The organism is Dinoroseobacter sp. S124A, assembly GCF_049801015.1.
GTDB lineage: Bacteria > Pseudomonadota > Alphaproteobacteria > Rhodobacterales > Rhodobacteraceae > Dinoroseobacter.
Genome location: NZ_JBNAGD010000005.1, coordinates 62838 through 80275, shown reverse-complemented (window position 1 = coordinate 80275; position 17438 = coordinate 62838). Strand labels below are relative to the sequence as shown.

At 65.5% G+C, this 17438-nt stretch carries 21 protein-coding genes and 1 other RNA gene; 12 read left to right on the top strand and 10 right to left on the bottom strand.

Annotated elements, in window-relative coordinates; genetic code table 11:
- Positions 1 to 63: 63 nt before the first annotated feature.
- The 6 genes from ACP15I_RS13420 to ACP15I_RS13395 form a co-directional block, all read right to left on the bottom strand.
- The gene (locus ACP15I_RS13420) at positions 64 to 1173 is read right to left on the bottom strand and encodes a primosomal protein N' (replication factor Y) - superfamily II helicase (protein ID WP_424975491.1); all 1110 of its coding nucleotides are present in this window, start codon (positions 1171 to 1173) and stop codon (positions 64 to 66) included.
- A gap of 9 nt (positions 1174 to 1182) precedes the next feature.
- The gene (locus ACP15I_RS13415; RefSeq protein ID WP_424975490.1) at positions 1183 to 2322 is read right to left on the bottom strand and encodes an SPFH domain-containing protein; all 1140 of its coding nucleotides are present in this window, start codon (positions 2320 to 2322) and stop codon (positions 1183 to 1185) included.
- Between the two features lie 23 nt (positions 2323 to 2345).
- Positions 2346 to 3302, bottom strand: coding sequence for a DUF2927 domain-containing protein (locus tag ACP15I_RS13410; RefSeq protein WP_424975489.1), 957 nt, complete (start codon positions 3300 to 3302; stop codon positions 2346 to 2348).
- Positions 3299 to 4492: a toxic anion resistance protein gene (locus ACP15I_RS13405; protein ID WP_424975488.1), complete on the bottom strand. Its 1194-nt coding sequence runs from the start codon at positions 4490 to 4492 to the stop codon at positions 3299 to 3301. Before ACP15I_RS13405 ends, ACP15I_RS13410 begins: the two co-directional genes overlap by 4 nt.
- Before the next feature lie 34 nt (positions 4493 to 4526).
- Positions 4527 to 5420 carry a 5-bromo-4-chloroindolyl phosphate hydrolysis family protein gene (locus ACP15I_RS13400; protein ID WP_424975487.1) on the bottom strand — a complete coding sequence of 298 codons (894 nt, stop codon included), beginning with the start codon at positions 5418 to 5420 and terminating at the stop codon, positions 4527 to 4529.
- Between the two features lie 195 nt (positions 5421 to 5615).
- Positions 5616 to 6410, bottom strand: a complete 795-nt coding sequence (locus tag ACP15I_RS13395; protein ID WP_424975486.1) for a pseudouridine synthase — start codon at positions 6408 to 6410, stop codon at positions 5616 to 5618.
- 83 nt (positions 6411 to 6493) lie between these two features.
- On the opposite strand from ACP15I_RS13395, the gene ACP15I_RS13390 reads away from it, so the two are divergent.
- Positions 6494 to 6949: a nucleoside deaminase gene (locus tag ACP15I_RS13390; RefSeq protein ID WP_424975485.1), complete on the top strand. Its 456-nt coding sequence runs from the start codon at positions 6494 to 6496 to the stop codon at positions 6947 to 6949.
- 101 nt (positions 6950 to 7050) lie between these two features.
- On the opposite strand, the gene ACP15I_RS13385 is transcribed toward ACP15I_RS13390, so the two are convergent.
- Entirely contained in the window at positions 7051 to 7743 is a 693-nt protein-coding gene (locus ACP15I_RS13385) for a metal-dependent hydrolase (protein ID WP_424975484.1), read from the bottom strand.
- A 54-nt stretch (positions 7744 to 7797) separates the two neighbouring features.
- On the opposite strand from ACP15I_RS13385, the gene ACP15I_RS13380 reads away from it, so the two are divergent.
- The 9 genes from ACP15I_RS13380 to ACP15I_RS13340 all read left to right on the top strand — a co-directional run bounded on the left by ACP15I_RS13380 (position 7798) and on the right by ACP15I_RS13340 (position 13564).
- On the top strand, positions 7798 to 8463 hold the full coding sequence (locus ACP15I_RS13380) for a ceramidase domain-containing protein (protein WP_424975483.1): 666 nt from the start codon (positions 7798 to 7800) through the stop codon (positions 8461 to 8463).
- Between the two features lie 35 nt (positions 8464 to 8498).
- A complete protein-coding gene (gene gatC, locus ACP15I_RS13375; protein WP_424975482.1) occupies positions 8499 to 8786 on the top strand; it encodes an Asp-tRNA(Asn)/Glu-tRNA(Gln) amidotransferase subunit GatC in 288 nt (95 codons plus the stop codon).
- A gap of 3 nt (positions 8787 to 8789) precedes the next feature.
- On the top strand, positions 8790 to 10277 hold the full coding sequence (gene gatA / locus ACP15I_RS13370; RefSeq protein ID WP_424975481.1) for an Asp-tRNA(Asn)/Glu-tRNA(Gln) amidotransferase subunit GatA: 1488 nt from the start codon (positions 8790 to 8792) through the stop codon (positions 10275 to 10277).
- 32 nt (positions 10278 to 10309) lie between these two features.
- Positions 10310 to 10960: a hypothetical protein gene (locus tag ACP15I_RS13365; RefSeq protein WP_424975480.1), complete on the top strand. Its 651-nt coding sequence runs from the start codon at positions 10310 to 10312 to the stop codon at positions 10958 to 10960.
- A 5-nt stretch (positions 10961 to 10965) separates the two neighbouring features.
- On the top strand, positions 10966 to 11664 hold the full coding sequence (locus ACP15I_RS13360) for an N-acetylmuramoyl-L-alanine amidase (RefSeq protein WP_424975754.1): 699 nt from the start codon (positions 10966 to 10968) through the stop codon (positions 11662 to 11664).
- Between the two features lie 12 nt (positions 11665 to 11676).
- Positions 11677 to 12061, top strand: an RNA gene (gene rnpB, locus ACP15I_RS13355) — RNase P RNA component class A.
- Positions 12062 to 12141: 80 nt separating this feature from the next.
- Entirely contained in the window at positions 12142 to 12633 is a 492-nt protein-coding gene (locus tag ACP15I_RS13350) for a hypothetical protein (RefSeq protein ID WP_424975479.1), read from the top strand.
- A 176-nt stretch (positions 12634 to 12809) separates the two neighbouring features.
- Entirely contained in the window at positions 12810 to 12977 is a 168-nt protein-coding gene (gene rpmG / locus ACP15I_RS13345) for a 50S ribosomal protein L33 (protein WP_012179442.1), read from the top strand.
- A gap of 86 nt (positions 12978 to 13063) precedes the next feature.
- Complete coding sequence (locus tag ACP15I_RS13340; protein ID WP_424975478.1) at positions 13064 to 13564, top strand: GNAT family N-acetyltransferase; 501 nt, start codon at positions 13064 to 13066, stop codon at positions 13562 to 13564.
- Between the two features lie 58 nt (positions 13565 to 13622).
- On the opposite strand, the gene ACP15I_RS13335 is transcribed toward ACP15I_RS13340, so the two are convergent.
- Entirely contained in the window at positions 13623 to 14345 is a 723-nt protein-coding gene (locus ACP15I_RS13335; protein ID WP_424965021.1) for a Bax inhibitor-1/YccA family protein, read from the bottom strand.
- A gap of 168 nt (positions 14346 to 14513) precedes the next feature.
- Positions 14514 to 14714 (bottom strand): DUF1127 domain-containing protein, encoded by a 201-nt coding sequence (locus ACP15I_RS13330; protein WP_424975477.1) that lies wholly within the window; start codon positions 14712 to 14714, stop codon positions 14514 to 14516.
- 143 nt (positions 14715 to 14857) lie between these two features.
- Here ACP15I_RS13330 and ACP15I_RS13325 point away from each other — a divergent pair, with 143 nt between their 5' ends.
- The gene (locus ACP15I_RS13325; RefSeq protein ID WP_424975476.1) at positions 14858 to 15712 is read left to right on the top strand and encodes a LysR family transcriptional regulator; all 855 of its coding nucleotides are present in this window, start codon (positions 14858 to 14860) and stop codon (positions 15710 to 15712) included.
- A 3-nt stretch (positions 15713 to 15715) separates the two neighbouring features.
- Here the strand turns inward: ACP15I_RS13325 and ACP15I_RS13320 are convergent, their stop codons facing one another.
- A complete protein-coding gene (locus ACP15I_RS13320; RefSeq protein WP_424975475.1) occupies positions 15716 to 16675 on the bottom strand; it encodes an NADPH:quinone oxidoreductase family protein in 960 nt (319 codons plus the stop codon).
- Positions 16676 to 17061: 386 nt separating this feature from the next.
- Here ACP15I_RS13320 and ACP15I_RS13315 point away from each other — a divergent pair, with 386 nt between their 5' ends.
- Complete coding sequence (locus tag ACP15I_RS13315; RefSeq protein ID WP_424965017.1) at positions 17062 to 17433, top strand: helix-turn-helix domain-containing protein; 372 nt, start codon at positions 17062 to 17064, stop codon at positions 17431 to 17433.
- The last annotated feature ends 5 nt before the right edge of the window (positions 17434 to 17438 follow it).

Sequence of the window (17438 nt, the reverse complement as noted above, 5' to 3'; positions counted from 1 at the left end):
TGGCCCGAAATGCTAGCGGTAACATTGCCTCCGAGGCCGGAAATTCGGGCCTGTCCGCTGCGATCAGCCCTGTGTTGCGCCCAGATAGCCGATGGCCCCGGCCACAATCGCGCCCACCAGCACCGCCGCGGCGATCTTCCAGACCGAATAGGGGCGCTCGCCCGCCACCTTGCCGGTCTGGCCATTGACCACGAAGCGATAGCTTTTGCCGTTATACTTGTAGGCCGCCACCCAGATCGGCAGCAGGATATGCTTGAAGGTGACGTCCGAGACCTGGGTCTGGATGCCGTGGATCCGTTGCCGGTCGCCGCCAATGTCGAACCGCACATCCCGGGCGATCATCGCGTCCATCTGCGCGCGCGCATCGGTCATCCCATCCTCCAGCGCGATTGTGTACCCCTCGGCCCGGAACCCGGCCAGAAGCTCGGGTGTATAGGGCACAAGATCGGCGAGCGGCCAAGGCGGCAGGGCCTCGGTAAAGCGTTTCGGCAGCGAGGTCGCGGCCAGGACCAGCAGGTCGTCAAAGGCCCGCGCCACCCGGCCCGAAACCCGCCGCCAGCGGACCTTTTGCACCCGGACCGTGGTGGGCTTGCCGTCCCGCATCACCGTGCGCGAGGTGTAGTACACTGTACCCCGCTCGCCGGTATACTGGCTGCGCGTGGCGGCGTCATAGGTCCAGAAAGGCGCATAGACCCCGGTCATCTTGCGCCCCTTGCGCGCATAGTCCGACAGGCCCGAGGGCGCGAACCAGAGCCGCCCGAGCCAGGTGGTCATGGCCGCATGGGCCGCCCCCTCGTCGAGGGCAAAGGGCGCGATGGCCTGTGGTTTGATATGCCGGTGCCGCCCGGTATCGGTCACCACGGGCGTCGCGCAATAGGGGCATTCGGCGGCATGCAGTTCGGGCGTGAACTCGATCTGTGCCGCGCAATTGGGGCAGTTCAGCACCCGGGTCTCTTCGAGGTCCAGCGTCTCCGGACGGCTGAGCGCGGCGCGGTAATCCTGCTCGGTGATGCCCGAGGGCGGCGGGGCCAGCCCCTCGATCTCCTCCACCGTGCCGCAATGGTCGCAGACCAGCCGGTTGCCCGCCGGGTCAAATCGAAAATCCGCGCCGCAATTGTTGCAGGGAAAGCGGTGCTCTTCCAGCGCGGGGGCTGGGGGGGGCGTGTCGGTCATCGGTCTGGCTTAGCCCATGGGCGGCGGCGGCGGGGGCGGCGGCAGGATGGTGAAAAGCTGTGCGAGCTCTGTCACGTCCTCGGCGCGCATCCAGCCATCCTGCCCGGGCGTCCAGACATAGGTCTCGCGGGTCAGGGAGCCTTCGCTGGCCATTCGACCAAGTGCGGCCTTCGAGAAGGGCCCCTTGGTCTGACCATTCTCGGCGATGTGCCAGACATGCTCGACCGGCGGAGGGGGCGGCGCGAGCGGCGCGGCTGCGACCGGGCCAGTGGCCGCCGCCACAGGGCGGGCGCCCCAAGGCCCCGCCGCCATCTGCGCGCCCATGGCCATGCCCATGCCCGCGCCGAGACCGGCACCCATGCCGCTATCCCCGCCCGCCTGCGCGGCGGCGGTCATGGCCTCGGCGGCAGAATACTGGGTGAACTTGCCCAGATCGCCCACCAGCCCCATGGAGGTCCGTTTGTCGAGCGCGGCCTCGACCGCCGGGGGCAGCGAGATGTTCTCGATGTAAAGCTCCGGCAGGCTGAGCCCGTATTCCGCGATCGTGCCCGAGATCGCCGTGGCGATCCCCTTGCCCAGCTCGGCGGTGTTGGCCGCCATGTCGAGCACCGGGATCCCGGATCCGGCGATCACGCGGCTGAATTCCTGCACGATGATGTTGCGGATCTGGAAGCTGATCTCGTCCATGGTGAACTCGCCATCGGTCCCGACGATCTCGGACAGGAAGCGTGCCGGATCCGTCACCCGCACCGAATAGGTGCCAAAGGCCCGGATCCGCGTCGGCCCGAACTCCGGATCGCGCAGCATGATCGGGTTCTTCGTGCCCCATTTGAGGTCGTTGAACCGGGTCGTGTTGACGAAATAGATCTCGGACTTGAACGGGCTCTTGAAGCCATGATCCCAGTGCTGCAGCGAGGTCATCACCGGCATGTTGTTCGTCTCGAGGAAATAGAGCCCCGGTGTGAATACATCCGCCAGCTGCCCCTCATGGACAAACACCGCCGCTTGGCCTTCGCGCACGGTCAGCTTGGCGCCGTATTTGATCTCGTGCCCCTGCCGTTCGAACCGCGAGACCATGGTGTCCCGGCTGTCATCCACCCAGTGGATGACATCGATGAACTGGCCGGAGAGAAAGTCGAGGATACTCATGAAATCGGTCCTTTTGGCAGGCGTCAGCTGCCGCCGCCCATGCGTTCGGCGGCGATTTGCTGGACAAGGGGGCGTGCCTCGTCCGGGGTGAGCCCGGGGGTCAGGCGCGGGTCATAGAGGATGCGGAGCAGCTGTTCGTCATGGCTGGTGAGCAGGGCGAACTCGTCATCATCGTTGAAGATCGAGGGCCGCGCATCGCGGCTGTCATTTGCAAGCCCGAGGCCCTGGGCAATCTCTTCGTGGATGCAGCCGAGGCGCAGCAGGTCCGGATGCTCGGCGCGGATGATCGCCACGGCGGTCTCGTAGTCATTCGGCGTCTCCGGGTCCGAGATCGCATAGACCGAGCAGAAAGTCAGCCGGTCCATCTCGGTGATGTCGCGCACGATCGCATCGTCGATCCCGGGAACCAAATCCCGCAGGATGGGCCCCGCAGCCCGCAGTTCATCCGTGTTGAGAAAGAGCACATGGTAATTCGCCCCCCTGACGGAGGTTTTGATATCCGCCCCCGTCACCCGTGCCAGTCGCGCCACATAGGCGTCGAGATCGGCCCGGTCGCCGGTCTTTTGCTCTTCGGAAACCGAGCGGCCAAAGACCGGGCGGATCCGCACCGGCTCTTTCCAGCGGCGCAGGCGGCTCTCGCTCTGCTGGGCGATGAACCGTCCACCACGCAGGGTGTATTCGTCGTAAAGCGCGATCCGCTCGAAGTTTTCCGCCAGCTGTCGGGCGGAATAGGGCGTGTCCACCCCACCGCCATCGGTTCGCAACAGGCCCGAGGTCAGCTGGCGCTGCTCGTAGCGGGCATAGAAGGTCATCAGATCGCGCGAGGCCTGCGAGGGTTCGGGCGCCGCGGCCCGGGGCGTGGGCTGGGGCGAGGTCGCGCCCGGGTCGGCCACGTCCAGCGGAACGCAGCCCAACAGGACCAGGCAAAGCCCGGCCAGCGCCCCGGTGGCGCGTCCCCGTCTGATGCCCGGTGTCGTCATCCCTTCGGCACAGCGCTCCCGGCATTGTAGCCTGTGCCGTCACCCCGCGAGCTGGCCGCGGCCAGCGTGTCGCGCAGCTCGGCTTCCATCTTTTCGAGATCCTCTTCGGCGGCAGCGCGCTTGGACTTGCCCTCATCGGCGATGCGCAGGCTGTCCTCGATCGTGGCGATCAGGGTGGCGTTGGCCTGCTTGACGGCCTCGATGTCGAACACGCCGCGCTCCATCTCTTCGCGCACGATCTGGTTGGCCTGACGCAGGTTGTCGGCATTGGCCGTCAGCAACTCGTTGGTCAGGTCATTGGCCCCGCGCACGGCCTCTGCCGCTTCGCGCGAGCGCTGGATCGTCACCGCCTGGGCGAGCTGGGTCTCCCAGAGGGGCACGGTGTTCACCAGGGTCGAGTTGATCTTGGTGACCAGCGACTTGTCGTTTTCCTGCACCAGCCGGATCGAAGGCAGGGATTGCATGGTCACCTGCCGCGTCAGCTTCAGGTCATGGACCCGGCGTTCCAGATCATCCCGGGCCGAGCGCAGATCGCGCAGTTCCTGGGCCTTCATCACCTGCTGCTCTTCGGGGGCGGCATCGACCTCGGCGACCTTCTCGGGGATGGTCGTGGCATCGAGCTGGGCGATCTTCTCCTCGCCGGCGGCGATGTAGACGGCCAGCTCGTCGTAGAAATCCAGCGTCTTGCCATAGAGCTTGTCGAGGGACTTGATGTCCTTGAGCAGCACATGCTCGTGGTTCAGCAGGTCATCGGTGATCTTGTCGATCTGGCCCTGCACCTCTTCGTAGCGGGCCGCGAACTTGGCCATGGGGGCCATCTTGCCCGTCAGCTTTTCCCACCAGCTGCGGTCGCGGCGCACATCGAGCTCCGAGATCGAGAAGCCGCGGATCGTGGTGACGATATTGCGCAGGCTGTCGCCCGCCGGACCCACATCCTTGTTGCGCACACCGTCCAGCATGGATTGGCTGATCTCTTGCAACTCGGCCTGCGCGCCCGAGCCAAACCGGACGATGGACTGGGTGTCGCCCATATCGATCTCGTCCATGGCGCGCCGGATATTCTCGGCGACCGGGGCGTCGGCCTCGGCCAGAGGCACAAGGGCGTTGCTGGGCGTGGGCAACAGGGTCTCGGTCACTTCGGTAACCTCTGCCAGCGCGGCTTCAGCCTTGGCGCGAACGGTGTCTGACATGGGTGTATCCCTTCAATCGTCTGGTGTTGCGGGTTCAGGCGCGGACGCCTTCGCGCGCCAACCGGTCGCGCAGCACTTCGATCTCGACATCGAGATCGGTGCGGTCTTCGAGAAGCAGCGCATCGGTCTTGGAGGCGAAATTGGCCTCCAGATCCTTGAGCAGCGCCACGTAATCCTGCCGCGCCCCGGCATCGCGGGTCCGGCCATAGAGATCGGCAAACTTCACCGTCGCGTCCCGGGCGCCCATCAGGTAGACGCCCAGATACTTGCGTGCCGCGGTCAGGTCGCGCGGGTCTTCCTCGACCCGGCGGCACATGTCGCGCGCGGTGGCAGCGAACTGGTCGACCTGCAGCTCCAGCGCCCGGTCGCCCGCCCGCAGGATCGCGTCCGACATCGCCTTGAGATACGCCTCGGCCTCATCCACGACCCGGGCCACGCGCTCGGTCTGGAAGGCGTCGACCCCCTCCGCACCCTTGTCGCTCAGCGGGTCGATCCCGAAGGCGGCCAGATGCAGGCCCGCCCCCGCGACGGCCAGAAGACCTGCGCCCAGCACGCCGATCTCGTTCGACAGGCCCGCCAAGGCGAGGCCCGCGCCGGCGAGCACAGCGGCAAAGATCTTGCGCGGCAGGGCGGGGCGCTTTGCGACCTTGCGCGCGTCATAGGCTTCCTCGGCCAGAAGCCCCTCGCGCAGCATCCACGCCCCGCCCAGAAGCAGGCCGAGCGCGACAAGGCTCAGCACCATGCCCGTGGCATCCTTGCCGAAGGCTGTCAGGGCGAGGGGCAGGGGCAGAAAGAACATCGCATTGACCCGCGCGCCGGTGCGGCTGCGTTTTGCGGGCATGCGCGGACGCGGGGCGGCGGTGGGCTCGGCATCGGGGCCCGACCCGGAGGCGTCGGGGCTGTATTTGCCCCCGTAGCGGCGGCTCATGACAGCCCTCCGCCAAAGCCCGCATAGAGGATCAGCGCCGCCAGCAGGCAAAACGCCAAAAGTCTCAGGCCACTTCCACTCATCCGGGATCCCCACACCGTTCCTCGCCCCAATATATGGTGTTCCGCGGGTCTAGCCTAGGGCGCAGGCGCAACTATCAGGATTATTGCCGATTTCGGGCGGGCTCTGCCGGGGTTAGCGCCGGGGCGGATTGCGGCGGCGGCGCGGGCGGGGTTTGGGCGCGGGCGGTGGGGTCTCGTCCTCCATCCCGAGCTGGTCCCGCAGGATCCGGCCCTTGATCTCTTCGACCTCGCCCGCCTTCAACTCGCCGAGGCGGAAAGGGCCGTAGCTGATCCGGATGAGCCGGTTCACCGTGAGACCCAGCGCGCCCATGGCGCGGCGGATCTCGCGGTTCTTTCCCTCGCGCAGCCCAATGGTCAGCCAGGCATTCGCGCCCTGCTGGCGGTCGATCCGGGCTTCCATCGGCTGAAACCGCTCGCCCTCGACCTCGATTCCCGTCCGCAGCGGGGCGAGATCCGTGTCTTCGGGCGCGCCCTTGACCCGGACCCGGTAGCGGCGCAGCCAGCCCGTTGATGGCAGTTCCAGCTTGCGCTTGAGCCCGCCATCATTGGTCAGCAGCAGCAGACCCTCGGAGTTGAGGTCGAGCCGTCCGACACTCATCACCCGGGGCAGGGTCGGGGGCAGGGCGTCGAACACGGTCTCGCGCCCTTTCTCGTCCTTGGCAGTCGTCACCAGCCCCGTGGGCTTGTGATAGCGCCAGAGGCGCGGCGGCGCCGGAGGCTCCAGCGGTTTGCCGTCAAAGGTAATCTTGTCGGTCTCGGTGACGTTGAGCGCGGGGCTCTCGACGGTCTTGCCGTTCACGGTGACCCGGCCCTCGGCGATCAGGCGTTCGGCCTCGCGGCGCGAGGCGATGCCCGCGCGGGCGAGGACCTTGGCGATGCGGTCGCCGGGAGGAGGGGTGGTGTTCATGACCCGGGCTTAGCGAAGACGGGGGCGGCGGGAAAGCCCTTTGCGCCCTTGCCCTCGGGCCATGGGGCGCGGCATGAGAGGGCATGCGCCCCTTTGCTCGCCATATGGATATCGCCCTTTCCGAGGCTCGCGCCGCCGCTGCGCGGGGCGAGGTGCCTGTGGGGGCGGTGCTGTTGGGGCCCGATGGGACCGAGCTGGCCCGGGCAGGCAATCGCACGCGGGAGCTGTCGGACCCCACCGCCCATGCGGAGATCCTCGTGCTGCGGGCGGCCTGTGCCACGGCCAGGTCAGAACGGCTGCCGGGGGCGGTGCTTTATGTGACGCTGGAGCCATGTGCCATGTGCGCCGCCGCGATTGCCGCGGCCCGGGTGGCGCGGGTGGTCTATGGCGCGGCGGATCCGAAATCCGGTGGCGTGGCCCATGGGGCGCGGGTCTTTGCCCAGCCGCAATCCCACCACGCGCCCGAGGTGGTGGACGGGATCGGCGCGGTGGAGGCCGAGGCCTTGCTCAAGACCTTCTTTGCCGCGCGGCGCCCCTGATCGGGTGGCGCGCCTGTGGCGGGGGCGGGATGCCTTCGGCGAGGATATTTGCAGACTTAAGATGAGCTGTTGCGCGCCCCGGGGCGCGGGTCGCGCGGGTGTCAGAGTGTGATCGTCTCCATGATCTCGGGGGTGCGCACATCCGTGCCGGGCAGGGCGTCGATCAGCGGCTGCGCCGATTGGGCCAGTAGCGGGAAGGTTTTATAGTGACAGGGGATCACCGTCTTGAAGTCAAAGAAGCTGCGGGCGGCATAGGCGGCCCGTTCCATATCCATGGTAAAGTGGCCACCGCAGGCGAGGATGCCGATCTCGGGCTGGTGCAGGTCGTTGAAGATCTTCATGTCGGCCATGACGTCCGTGTCGCCCGAGACATAGATCACCCGATCCTCGCCCGAGATCATGTAACCCGCCTCAGCCCCGGCATAGAGCGGCCCATGATCCGTCCCGATGGAGGAGGAATGCGCCGCGTTCACCATGGTCACGGCCACATTGCCGAGCTGCACCGTGCCGCCCTTGTTGAAGCCCACGACCTCGACCCCGGCGCTTTCGGCCCAGTAGGTCATCAGGTCATAGATCCCCACGATGGGCGCGCCGAGCTCTTGGGACAGGGCCACCGCGTCCGGGCTGTGATCGCCATGGCCATGGGTGATCAGGATATGGGTGGCCCCGGCGATTGCCGCAGCGCGCTGATCTGAGGGGAAGACGGGATTGCCGGTGATCCAGGGGTCGATGAGCAAGACCTGGTCGCCAATTTCGATCCGAAAGCCGGAATGTCCCATCCATGTGATCTTCATCTGCTCTCCCTTTCGCCGCATGATCGCGGGCAAGAGTAGCAAGGGCAGGGTGAAATGGAAGGGTTGTGGCGGCAGATCGACGGCTATTGCGAGCGGCTGGATCCGGGGTATTGGGCCGAGCCGGTCAATGCGGTGACCAATGCGGCCTTCGTGCTGGTGGCCTGGGTCATGTGGCGTCGGGTGCGGGGGCAGGGCCTGCCATTGGCGGAGTTGCTGTGCCTGGTGCTGGCCCTGATCGGGATGGGGAGTTTTCTGTTTCACACCCATGCGCAGGTCTGGGCGGCGATCGCGGATGTGGTGCCGATTGTCGGGTTCTCGTTGCTCTATATCTATGTCGCCAACCGGCACTTCTGGGGCTGGCCGGGTTGGGCCGCGGCGCTGGGGGCGCTGGCCTATCTGCCATATTCGGCGCTGCTGACGCCGGTCTTTGCCGGTTTGCCGTTCTTCGGGATCTCGAGCTTTTACTGGCCGCTTCCGGTGCTGATCTTCGGCTATGCGGTTCTGCTGAGCCGGCGCGCGCCCGCGACGGCGCGGGGTCTGACGATTGGCGCGGGCATGCTGTGCCTGTCGCTGGTTGCGCGCTCTCTCGACATGCCGGTCTGCGGTGCGCTGCCGCTGGGCACCCATTTCCTGTGGCATATTCTCAACGCGCTCATGCTGGGCTGGATGATCGAGCTTTACCGCCGTCACATGCTTGCAGGCCCCGTGCGCCAAGGCTAAACCCGGCAAAACCACGCTGAGCGGAGCCCTTACGGATGTCCATTGATACCGAGACTGCACGCCGGGTCGCCAAACTCGCCCGGATCAAGGTCGAAGACGACGCGCTGCCTGCCCTGGCAGGTGAGTTCAACACGATCCTGGGCTTCATCGAGCAGCTCAATGAAGTGGATGTGGAGGGGGTCGAGCCGATGACCTCCGTGACGCCTCAGCGGCTCAAGCGACGCGCGGATGTGGTCACCGATGGCGATCAGCAGGGCGCGGTCTTGAGCAATGCCCCCGACGCCCGCGAGGGCTTTTTCGCCGTGCCCAAGGTTGTGGAGTAACCCATGTCTGACCTGTCCTCCCTGACCATTGCGGCCGCGCGCGACAAGCTGCGCCGCAAGGAGATCACCGCCACCGAGCTGACCGAGGCATGCCTCTCCGCTGTGGAAGGCGCTGACGCGCTTGGCGCCTTTGTGCACAAAACCCCCGAGCTGGCGCTGACGCAAGCCGGCCACGCAGACGCACGGCTTGCCGAGGGCGATGCCCCCGACATGTGCGGCATCCCGCTGGGGATCAAGGATCTCTTCTGCACGAAGGGCGTACCGTCCCAGGCGGCCTCGGCGATCCTCGAAGGGTTCAAGCCGGAATACGAATCGACCGTCAGCCAGAACCTGTTCGATGCGGGCGCGGTGATGCTCGGCAAGCTGAACATGGACGAGTTTGCCATGGGGTCCTCGAACGAGACCTCGACCTATGGCAACGCGGTGAACCCCTGGCGGCGCGGCAATGAGGACACGGCGCTCACGCCGGGCGGGTCCTCGGGCGGCTCGGCCAGTGCCGTGGCGGCAGATCTCTGCCTCGCGGCGACCGGCACCGATACGGGCGGCTCGATCCGCCAGCCTGCGGCCTTTGTGGGGATCACCGGGCTGAAGCCCACCTATGGGCGCTGCTCGCGCTGGGGCATCGTGGCCTTTGCCTCCTCGCTCGATCAGGCGGGCCCGATGACCAAGGATGTCCGCGACGCGGCGATCATGCTGGGCACCATGGCCGGGCATGATCCCAAAGACAGCACCAGCGCGGATCTCGCCGTGCCGGATTTCGAAGCCATGCTCACCGGGGACATTCGCGGCAAGGTCATCGGGATCCCCAAGGAATACCGCATGGACGGCATGCCCGAAGAGATCGAGACGCTCTGGTCCGAAGGTGCCGCAATGCTCAAGGCCGCCGGGGCGGAGCTGCGCGATATTACACTGCCCCACACAAAATACGCCCTGCCGGCCTATTACGTGATCGCGCCCGCCGAGGCGTCCTCGAACCTCGCGCGCTATGACGGTGTGCGCTTTGGCCACCGGGCGCAGCTCGGGCAGGGCGACGGCATCACCGAGATGTACGAAAAAACCCGCGCCGAGGGTTTCGGCCCCGAGGTGCAGCGCCGGGTGATGGTCGGGACCTATGTGCTCTCCGCCGGGTTCTACGACGCCTATTACAACCGGGCCCGCAAGGTGCGCGCCCTGATCAAGCGCGACTTCGAAACGGTCTTTGCCGATGGGGTCGATGCGATCCTGACCCCGGCCACGCCCTCGGCGGCGTTCGGTCTGGGCGAGATGATCGACGCGGATCCGGTGCAGATGTATCTCAACGACGTTTTCACGGTCACCGTGAACCTCGCCGGGCTGCCGGGGATCGCCGTGCCCACCGGGCTCGACCGGCAGGGCCTGCCCCTGGGGCTGCAGCTGATCGGGCGTCCCTGGGAAGAGGGCGATTTGCTCAACACCGCCTATGCGCTTGAAGAGGCTGCGGGCTTTGTGGCCAAGCCGCAGCGCTGGTGGTAGGCTCGCCCCCAGGGGCAGTGAAGAGGTTTGGTATGCGTCTCGTTTCGACAGTCGGAGCATTAGGTCTCGCAAGTATCCTTGCGGCCTGCACATCCGTGCCGCCCAATGACGTCGCCGGGGCCGGTCCGGGGTTTGGCACCAGCTATGGTGCCTACGGGGCCGAGCAGCAGGCGCGCGATGCAGCGCTCTCCAGCGGCGAGTCGATCATTCTGCCCGAAGGCGCGGACCCGACCGATCTGGCCGTGGCCGAGGCCGTGGCCGCCGGTGAGGATCCAGATCCGAACCTTCTGCGCCGCGGTCCGGGCATTTCGGATGAGAACAGCTTTGACGCGGTCTCCGAGCGGGTGACCATTGAAAGCGACCGGCAGCGGCTCGCCGCACAGCGCGAGGCCTTTCAGGTGATCGAACCCACCGCCCTGCCGGACCGACCCTCCGGGGATCTGGCCTCGATCGTCGAGTTTGCCTTGTCGACCTCGCACCCGGTGGGCCAGCCGGTCTATTCGCGCAGCCCGATCCGGCTGAGCTCGCGGGCCTGCGATCGCTACAGCGACGCCAATGCCGCCCAGCAGGCCTTTCTCAATGCCGGCGGGCCCGAGCGTGACCGCAGCGGCCTCGATCCCGATGGCGACGGCTATGCCTGCCGCTGGGATCCGAGCCCGTTCCGCCTCGCGGTGCGCAACTGATCCCGATCCATGAGCAGCGCTCGCCCAATTGCGGGCCGCGCAAGAACGGTCTGACGCCGCGCCTGATCGTGCTGCACTACACAGCCATGCAGAGCGCGACCGGGGCCATTGACTGGCTCTGCGCGCCCGAGGCGCAGGTCTCGGCCCATTACGTCATCGCGCGCGATGGCGCCGTCACCCAGCTTGTCCCCGAAGACCTGCGCGCCTGGCATGCGGGGCGGGGGCAATGGGGTGGCTGTTGGGATGTGAACAGCGCCTCGATCGGGATCGAGCTCGACAATGACGGGGTCAGCCCCTTTGCCGCCCCTCTGATGGCGTCGCTCGAAGCCCTCCTGGCCGAGATGATGACCCGCTGGGCTCTCGGTCCGGCACAGGTGATCGGGCATTCCGACCTCGCCCCCGGGCGCAAGATCGATCCCGGGCCGCGGTTTGACTGGCGGCGTCTCGCCCGTGGCGGGCATGCGATCTGGCCCTCGGCCGAAGATCTGGCCGCTACGGGCGCGGTGCCCGTGGATGCCGCGCGCTTCGCCTCTGATCTGGCCACGTTCGGGATGACCCATCCGGTAGACCCCGAAACCCGGCTTGCGGCCCTGCGCGCCCGGTTCCGGCCCGGAGCAACCGGACCGCTTGCGGAACAGGATATGTGCCTCGCCGCCACGCTCGCGCGCAGGTGGCCCGTTGACCCGACCCTTGGGCAAGGATAACAGCGCAGTCGCGCGGAGGGCTGGATGGCCGCTTGGACAGACCTGTCTGTCCGGGAGGAAAGTCCGGACTCCACGAAGCAACGGTGCCGGGTAACGCCCGGGCGGGGCAACCCGACGGAAAGCGCCACAGAGATCAGACCGCCCGTCTCTGGACGGGTCAGGGTGAAACGGTGGAGTAAGAGCCCACCGCGGGACTGGCAACAGGACCGGCACGGCAAGCCCCACCGGGAGCAATGCCAAATAGGGATCCCGCTGCGCCTTCGGGGGCAGGGTGGCTTCAACCCAGGGATCCGGGTTGGCAGCTAGAGTGCTCTGGCAACAGGGCGCCCAGAGGAATGGTCATCCAGAGACGGCGTGCCGTCTCGGACAAAATCCGGCTTACAGGCTCTCCGCGCGTTTCTGTAATTATTTTGTGACTGTAAAACTGTCTAGATTGTGTTACACATTGGGAGATCGGTAACCGCCATAGTGATTTTTATGGAAGACCTTCCAAATACGTTCAGCGCTGGAACAAGCGCGTTCTCCTTTGATCAAACCGCCAATTCAAAGGCGGCTCTATTCAGCACGGACATCCTCGAACATCTGCTGGGCACGCTTGCGGGCAAGCTGGATCAGTCCCTTTTCGTGGTGACCGCCACGGGGCAGATCCTCGTGGCCGCCGGACGCCAGTTCGGCACAGCCCAGGCCTGCGTCGGCGGCAGTTTCGCGGCCCTCTGGCCGCGCGAGAGCCGTAGCCTCGCTCAGGGCGCGCTCGATGCCGCGCTGACCGATGCACGCGAGCTCAGCTTCGTGGTGGCTTGCGTTCCCGGAGAGGTCGGGCCCCAGACCTGGGAGGCGACGATCACGCCCCTGCAACCCGCAAGCCCCCGGGATGTCCCTCTGGCCCTGTCCCGCAGGCTGGTCCTGCTGTCGCTGCAGGATGTGACATCGGCGACGCGCGTGGCCGGGATGAAACAGCGCGCCCGGTGATCCTGACCGGTGCTCGGCCCGTGCTGCGAGCATCGGTGCCGGGCCGCGACGTGCTTGCCGCGCATTCCGTGTCGAATCGCGGTTGACAGGGGCGCAGGTCCCAGTAAAAGCCGGGGTTCAAAGTTGATCGAGGGTCTGACGCGACTCTCGCCCGCAATCTGCCAGGAGACCGCAACATGGCGAAGCCGACGACCATCAAGATCCGCCTCAACTCGACCGCGGATACCGGCCATTTCTACGTGACCAAGAAAAACGCCCGGACCATGACCGAGAAAATGGTCGTCCGGAAGTATGACCCGGTTGCGCGCAAGCATGTCGAGTACAAGGAAGGCAAGATCAAGTAATCTGCCCCTTCCGACGTTACGATCCAAGCCGCGCCTTCGAGCGCGGCTTTTTCTTTGTCCAATCCCCATGGCGCAGGAGGTTCCGGATGACCCTGATCAGACGTGTCGCGACCGCGCGGGATGTTGCAGCGGTGGATGCCCTGCTCGCGCGCAGCTATCCGGTGCTTTTGAAGCCCGATTACCCGCCCTCGGTTCTGGTCACGATCCTGCCGCTGATCTCGCGGGCCCAGCCGTCTCTGGTGACCTGTGGGACCTATCACGTGGTGGAGGAGGGCGGGGCGATCCTCGCCGCCGGAGGGTGGACCCGTGGCGCGCCCAGGGGCGGGGCGGTGACGCCGGGGCTCGGGCATATCCGCCACGTGGTGACCGATCATACCCGCACGCGAGAGGGGCTGGGGCGGCGTCTGATGGGGGATATCATCTCCGAGGCACGCGCGGCGGGGATGCGCCGCCTCGAGGCTCTGTCGACCCTGACAGCGGAGCCGTTCTATGCCGCCATGGGCTTCGAGGCGCGGGAGGCCGTGGATGTACCGATCGGCCCGGCGGGGCTGCCCTTTCGGGCCGTGCGGATGGAGGCGGTGCTCTGAGCGCAAAGAAAAAGGCCGGCGCGAGGCCGGCCTTTCCTGTCTGTCGATGGTCCTGCGATCACTCGCGGTTGCCGAGGAACTGCAGCAGGAACATGAACATGTTGATGAAGTTGATGTAGAGGCTCAGTGCGCCCATGATCGCCGACTTTGCCAACCACTCCTGATCGCCATACTGCGCATGCTCGATATACTCGGTCTTGATGCGCTGAGTGTCATAGGCGGTCAGAGCCGCGAAGATCAGAACCCCGAGGCTGGACACGGCGAAGGCAATCGCCGGGGAGCCGAGGAAGATATTCACGATCGAGGCAACGATCAGGCCGATCACCCCCATGAAGAGGAAGCGGCCCCAGCTGCTCAGATCCTTCTTGGTCGTGTAACCGAAGAGGCTGAGCGACGCGAAGGCGATGGCGGTCACGAGGAACGTGGTCGCGATGGAGACGCCGGTATAGATCGCGAAGATATAGCTGATCGAGAGGCCCATCGCGGCGGCAAAGGCGTAGAAGAACACCTGTGCGGCGCCCGAGGACATCTTGTTGATCATCGCGCTGAAGGCAAAGACCATGATCAGCGGGGCGAACATCACGACCCATTTCAGCGGCGTCGCAAAGATCGCGGCCAGCATCTGCTCATTCGTGCCAACAGCCCAAGCCACAGCGCCGGTAAGCACCATGGCGACGGACATCAGGCCATAGACCTTGTTGAAATGGGCGCGGAGCCCTTCGTCGATCTGCGCAGAGCGGGCGCCAACGCCAGCAGTGCGGATCGTATCGTATTGTGCCATTGAACCCTCCTTGAAAAAAGACGAGCCGATGGCGCGGCCCGGATTGCCACTGATATTGGCGAACATGGCGCGGTTTTCAAGGGCAAGTGGCCGGGAAACCGGCCCGGACGGACCGAGTTTCCCCTTCATTTTAATGGCAGATCGCGAAACCTGTTTTTTTGACGCATATTATCTGCGCCAGGTTGTCGGCACGTCCCAGAACGGACGCTCGGATTCGCGCTCGGCTGCGATGCGGGTCAAGCCGATATCGCGCAGCATCCGCGCGTCGAGATCCCGCAACTGCTTGCGCGAACGACCCAGTGTCAGCAGGTCAACAAGGCGCGTGCCTGCAAAGCGGGATTTGCGGGGCTCATCAAGGGGTATGGACATGGGGAAGGAGGCACGCATGGGTCAATCCTTTCTGATCTGAGATGAGTGGGCTAGGTTTCATCACCCTTGCTGATGTATATGCTGCCTCTTGACACATTTTGAAAACGAATGATTGTGATGTCCGGAATCATGAATGGTGATGTATGCCCCGAAATCTCGATCTGACGGCGCTTCGGTCCTTTGTCTCGGTTGCCGAGGCGGGGGGCGTGACCAAGGCGGCCGGGCTTCTCAACCTGACGCAATCGGCAGTCTCGATGCAGCTCAAGCGGTTGGAGGACAGCCTCGGGCTTGCGCTGCTGGACCGCTCCGGGCGGGGGATTGCGCTGACGCCCACGGGGGACCAGCTTCTGTCCTATGCCAAGCGGATGCTGGCGCTCAATGACGAGATTTATGCGCGGATGACCGATCAGGCCTTCGAGGGAAAGATCGCCCTCGGTGTGCCCCATGACATCGTCTACCCGGCTATTCCGCAGGTGCTCGCCCGGTTTACGCAGGACTATCCGCGGGTGAAGGTCGATCTGATCTCAAGTTTCACCATGCGGCTGAAGGAGTTTCTGGCCAATGGCGAATGCGACCTGATCCTGACCACCGAGGATCATCCCGAGCGCGGTGGCGAGACGCTCGTCACCTTGCCGCTGGTCTGGATCGGCGCGATTGGCGGGCAGGCCTGGCGTCGCCGCCCCCTGCCGCTGGCCTTTGAGCAAAGCTGCCTGTTCAAGGACACCGTCCAGCAGACGCTGGATGCCGAAGGGATCGACTGGTCCATGACGGTGCAGGCCGAATCTGCCCGCACCATCGAGCCCATCGTGGCCGCCGATATGGCCGTGCATGCGGTGATCGAGGGGACAGAGCCCGCCCATCTGGAGCGGATCTCCCATGGGGGCGAGCTGCCCAAGCTCACCACCAAGCAGATCGTGCTCTATGGTCACCGCACGGGCGGGGACCCGGTGCGGGACGCGCTTGCGGATCTGCTGCGGCAGGCCTACGCGCAGCTCTGAGCCTCAGATTTCGATCACGACCTTGCCGGTGGAGGCGCGGGAGCGCAGCAGCTCCAGCCCGTCCGCCGCCTGATCCAGGGGCAGGACATGGCTCACATGGGGCGTGATCTTCCCCTCGCGGTACCAGTCGAACAGGGTCGCGAGGCTATCGGTCAGGGCCTTGGGGTTGAAGGTCAGAAACCCGCCCCAGTAGAAGCCCTGCACCGAGATGTTCTTGACCAGCAGGTGGTTCGGCTTGATCTGCGGCAGATCCCCCGAAGCGAAGCCGATGATCAGCATCCGTGCCTCGGGATTGCAGGCGCGCATGGCCTCGGTGAAGGCATCGCCGCCCACCGGGTCATAGACCACATCCGCCCCGCCGAGCGCCTTGACCGCGTCGCGGAGGTCGCCCGCATCGCTGTCGATCAGGTGATCGGCCCCGGCCTCCTTGGCCTTTTGCAGCTTTTCGGCGCCGCGCGCGCTGGCAATGACCGTGGCTCCCATGAGCTTGCCGATCTCGACCGCCGTCAGGCCGACGCCCCCGGCCGCGCCGAGCACCAGAAGGGTCTCGCCGGGTTTCAGCCCGGCCGTGTGTTCCAGCGCCAGATGGGAGGTGCCATAGGCGATCTGGAACCCGGCAGCATCGGCGGCCGGCATCCCCTCGGGCAGGGGCACGCAGCGATCGGCAGGAAAACAGCCATACTCCGCCAGCCCGCCGCGCCCGCCAAAAAGCGCGACCCGCGTCCCGACCGGTGGGGCCGAAGTCTCGGGGCCTATGGCGTCGATGGTCCCCGCGACCTCCATCCCGAGGGTCGTCGGCAGCGCGGGCTTTTCTTGGTACTTGCCCTTCGACATGAGCAGATCCGCGAAGTTGAGACCGCAGGCCTCTATCTTCAGGCGCACCTCACCGGTCGTCGGCTCCGGCAGGGGCGTCTCCTCGATCTGAGGGGGCTGATCGTAGGATTGGATACGGAACGCGCGCATGAAACTCTCCGGCTGGGGCCAAGGGGCCCGGATCTGACTGGTGTTGCGATTCTAGCGGGCGCGCGCGGGGACGACCAGCAGAGTCCCGTGGCCTGTGTCAGGCCGGGGCTGACGCGGATCTTGGCGGAATGCAGTGCAAAATAGGAATCTACCGAGGGATGTATTGCAAAATGCGTTGCAAAATGCAAAACACCTATAAGGAGACTCGCTGCCACCGGCAATAACCCGCTTGGGGAAATATGCGTTAGCACTTCATGTTTAGGAACTTGCTAGGTTTTCCAAAGGCGAGTCGGTTTTTTGTGATGTGTCCGCAGATTCTTTGTCCGCATATGATCCACTTGGCACGAAACTAGCTTGATAAACCCACAGGAGAAAAGGAGCGTTCTATGAAACATCCCGTTGATGTCCATGTGGGCAAACGCGTGCGTCACCGCCGCTGGATGGTGGGTATGACCCAGCAGCAATTGGCCGACAAGGTTGGAATCAAGTTTCAACAAATCCAGAAATACGAGACCGGCATGAACCGCGTCAGCGCGTCCCGTCTTTGGGAAATCGCGTCGGCCCTCGGGGTTCCGGTCAGCTTCTTTTTCGAAGGTCTCGGTGCAGCGCAGGTTGCGGATGCCCATGACATGGACATGCCCGGCGATCTGCTCTCGGACAAGGAAGCGCTGGAGCTTGTGCGCTCCTACTACGCGATCCCCGAGACCCAACGCCGCCGACTGTTCGACCTTGCACGCGTTCTGAGCGACGCGGCCTGATCTTG

What these genes read in the sequence shown, in the direction of transcription:
- ACP15I_RS13420 (WP_424975491.1), bottom strand. Translation starts at nt 1,173, where the DNA reads ATGACCGACACGCCCCCCCCAGCCCCCGCGCTGGAAGAGCACCGCTTT.
- ACP15I_RS13415 (WP_424975490.1), bottom strand. Translation starts at nt 2,322, where the DNA reads ATGAGTATCCTCGACTTTCTCTCCGGCCAGTTCATCGATGTCATCCAC.
- ACP15I_RS13410 (WP_424975489.1), bottom strand. Translation starts at nt 3,302, where the DNA reads ATGACGACACCGGGCATCAGACGGGGACGCGCCACCGGGGCGCTGGCC.
- ACP15I_RS13405 (WP_424975488.1), bottom strand. Translation starts at nt 4,492, where the DNA reads ATGTCAGACACCGTTCGCGCCAAGGCTGAAGCCGCGCTGGCAGAGGTT.
- ACP15I_RS13400 (WP_424975487.1), bottom strand. Translation starts at nt 5,420, where the DNA reads ATGAGCCGCCGCTACGGGGGCAAATACAGCCCCGACGCCTCCGGGTCG.
- ACP15I_RS13395 (WP_424975486.1), bottom strand. Translation starts at nt 6,410, where the DNA reads ATGAACACCACCCCTCCTCCCGGCGACCGCATCGCCAAGGTCCTCGCC.
- ACP15I_RS13390 (WP_424975485.1), top strand. Translation starts at nt 6,494, where the DNA reads ATGCGCCCCTTTGCTCGCCATATGGATATCGCCCTTTCCGAGGCTCGC.
- ACP15I_RS13385 (WP_424975484.1), bottom strand. Translation starts at nt 7,743, where the DNA reads ATGAAGATCACATGGATGGGACATTCCGGCTTTCGGATCGAAATTGGC.
- ACP15I_RS13380 (WP_424975483.1), top strand. Translation starts at nt 7,798, where the DNA reads ATGGAAGGGTTGTGGCGGCAGATCGACGGCTATTGCGAGCGGCTGGAT.
- gatC (WP_424975482.1), top strand. Translation starts at nt 8,499, where the DNA reads ATGTCCATTGATACCGAGACTGCACGCCGGGTCGCCAAACTCGCCCGG.
- gatA (WP_424975481.1), top strand. Translation starts at nt 8,790, where the DNA reads ATGTCTGACCTGTCCTCCCTGACCATTGCGGCCGCGCGCGACAAGCTG.
- ACP15I_RS13365 (WP_424975480.1), top strand. Translation starts at nt 10,310, where the DNA reads ATGCGTCTCGTTTCGACAGTCGGAGCATTAGGTCTCGCAAGTATCCTT.
- ACP15I_RS13350 (WP_424975479.1), top strand. Translation starts at nt 12,142, where the DNA reads ATGGAAGACCTTCCAAATACGTTCAGCGCTGGAACAAGCGCGTTCTCC.
- rpmG (WP_012179442.1), top strand. Translation starts at nt 12,810, where the DNA reads ATGGCGAAGCCGACGACCATCAAGATCCGCCTCAACTCGACCGCGGAT.
- ACP15I_RS13340 (WP_424975478.1), top strand. Translation starts at nt 13,064, where the DNA reads ATGACCCTGATCAGACGTGTCGCGACCGCGCGGGATGTTGCAGCGGTG.
- ACP15I_RS13335 (WP_424965021.1), bottom strand. Translation starts at nt 14,345, where the DNA reads ATGGCACAATACGATACGATCCGCACTGCTGGCGTTGGCGCCCGCTCT.
- ACP15I_RS13330 (WP_424975477.1), bottom strand. Translation starts at nt 14,714, where the DNA reads ATGTCCATACCCCTTGATGAGCCCCGCAAATCCCGCTTTGCAGGCACG.
- ACP15I_RS13325 (WP_424975476.1), top strand. Translation starts at nt 14,858, where the DNA reads ATGCCCCGAAATCTCGATCTGACGGCGCTTCGGTCCTTTGTCTCGGTT.
- ACP15I_RS13320 (WP_424975475.1), bottom strand. Translation starts at nt 16,675, where the DNA reads ATGCGCGCGTTCCGTATCCAATCCTACGATCAGCCCCCTCAGATCGAG.
- ACP15I_RS13315 (WP_424965017.1), top strand. Translation starts at nt 17,062, where the DNA reads ATGAAACATCCCGTTGATGTCCATGTGGGCAAACGCGTGCGTCACCGC.